Source organism: Bradyrhizobium sp. P2_E8, assembly GCF_056403875.1.
Genome location: NZ_JBFUES010001209.1, coordinates 1 through 2,014 on the forward strand (window position 1 = coordinate 1; position 2,014 = coordinate 2,014).

Genomic DNA, 2,014 nt, shown 5'->3' on the forward strand with positions numbered 1-2,014 from the left:
GATCATCCAAGCAAGGAGTGTTTCAGATGCACGGTACTAGGATTCCTCTCGCGAAGCCCGACTCCCGCGCCGTCACCATCCGCCTTGCGCGCGATCCCAACGATCTCATGCTTGTCACCGCGATCCGCTCGGCGGTCTACCTCGCCGAGCAGGATTGTCCGTTCGAAGAGGAGTTCGACGGCAACGACATGGTGGCCGCGCATTTCATCGGCTTTGTCGGCAACGAACCCGCCGGCTGTCTGCGGGTGCGTTTCTTCGGCGATTTCGCCAAGGTGGAGCGGCTCGCTGTGCGGCACCAATATCGGCGCTCGCGCGTCTCGTTCAAGCTGGTGCAGGCGAGCGTCGACTATGTGAAGCGCAAGGGGTTTCGCAAGATCTACGGCCAGGCGCAGGACCGGCTGGTCGATTTCTGGGCCCATTTCGGCGCCAAGCCGCTCGGCCACAATCGCAAGATCACCTTCTCGGATTTTTCCTACACGGAAATGCTGCTGGAGATCGAGCCGGGGCCGGACGCCATCACGCTGGACAGCGATCCTTACGTGATCATCCGTCCCGAGGGCGATTGGGACCGGCCGGGCGTGCTCGATGCCTCCGCCGGGCGGGCGGTGACCTCGCCGCTGCGGGACCTCGCGCTTGCCGATCGCTGAAACTGGTGCAGCTCTGCGCAAGACAATGCTGGCTTCCATCAACGATAATCCGCCCATCCTGGTCTGCGCGGATCTCCAGGTCGAATATCTGACCCCCGGGCGTCGCCATGTCATCCTCGACGGCGAGGCCGCCACCGCGCGCTGCCTGGAACTCCTGACGCTGTGGCGCGACAATCTCTGGCCGGTGATGCATCTGAAGCGCATCGCCCAGGCGGCCTGGTTCAATCCGGCATCCAGGCTGACGGATTGGATCGCCGAGACCAAGCCGCGGCCCGGCGAGATGACGTTCGAGCACCCGCTGCCCTCGGCCTACAGCTCGGCGCGGTTTGTGGATTACATGTCCAATATCCGCAATGTGCGCTGCGTCCTGATCGGCTTCTCCCTGGACGAGACCATCCTCGCCACCGCCGTCGACGGGTTTCACCGCAGCCATCATTATCAGGTGGTGGCGGACGCCGTGGCCTGCCGCCAGCCGGGCGCGGGCGATGCCGCCGCCTACAAGCATGCGGTAGTGAATGTCGTCGCCAACTTTGCTACAATCCAACCCAGCGCCGAACTGATCAGAAGCAGCGGCGCCGTCGCGGTGTAGGTGGCCGCGATCGGCGGATGGATGGGGTGGGACATTGTCACGGGGAGACGAGCTCAAGGAGCTGGCAAGCGACCTGTCGCGGGCTGTCGAGACGGCGCGCCGCGTCGGCTTGCCCACGACGGTCTATCTGCTGTCGATGGCGCTGGTGGAGGTGCGGGAGGCCGCTGCTGCCGCCGATGAGGGTGATGACGACAGCGCGGCCTGACAGCTGTTCCGTGTGCGGCTTTGTGCAACGCTGCTGAGCGCTTGCTGCCGACGAATTGGCGTTGCAAGTTCTGCATTCTCGCAATAGCCAAGTGATGACGCTGGCCGCGCCGGCGATGTGGCGACCTTGAGGATCTTTCGCAAATGTCCATGCTGCCGAATTCGCAAGAGGCCCGGGATGTGGCCTACCAGCTCCATCCCTACACCAACGCGCGCACCCATCAGCAAGCCGGTCCCCTGGTGATCGAGCGCGGCGAGGGCCCTTACGTCTTTGACGCATCGGGCAAACGCTATTTCGAGGCGATGGCGGGCCTGTGGAGCGTCGGGCTCGGCTTCAACGAGAAGCGCCTGGTCGAGGCTGCGCACAAGCAGATGCAGGCGCTGCCGTTCTACCATACGTTCTCCGCCAAATCGCACGGGCCCTCGATCGACCTCGCCGAGAAGCTGGTGGCGCTCGCGCCGGTGCCGATGAGCAAGGTGTTCTTCACCAATTCCGGCTCGGAGGCGAACGACACCGTCCTGAAGCTGATCGCCTATCGCTCCAATGCGCTCGGCCAGCCGCAGCGCAAGAAGG

General features: G+C 64.2%; 4 protein-coding genes. All 4 read left to right on the top strand.

Annotated features, from left to right (window positions below; translation table 11 throughout):
• Nucleotides 1-26: 26 nt before the first annotated feature.
• Nucleotides 27-647: a GNAT family N-acetyltransferase gene (locus AC1D00_RS38675; RefSeq protein ID WP_027542947.1), complete on the top strand. Its 621-nt coding sequence runs from the start codon at nt 27-29 to the stop codon at nt 645-647.
• Between the two features lie 25 nt (nt 648-672).
• Entirely contained in the window at nt 673-1,236 is a 564-nt protein-coding gene (locus AC1D00_RS38680) for an isochorismatase family protein (RefSeq protein ID WP_027542946.1), read from the top strand.
• Nucleotides 1,237-1,270: 34 nt separating this feature from the next.
• The gene (locus AC1D00_RS38685; protein WP_167770582.1) at nt 1,271-1,441 is read left to right on the top strand and encodes a hypothetical protein; all 171 of its coding nucleotides are present in this window, start codon (nt 1,271-1,273) and stop codon (nt 1,439-1,441) included.
• A gap of 143 nt (nt 1,442-1,584) precedes the next feature.
• A partial coding sequence (locus AC1D00_RS38690) for an aminotransferase class III-fold pyridoxal phosphate-dependent enzyme (protein ID WP_477014300.1) occupies nt 1,585-2,014 on the top strand: 430 nt, incomplete at its 3' end.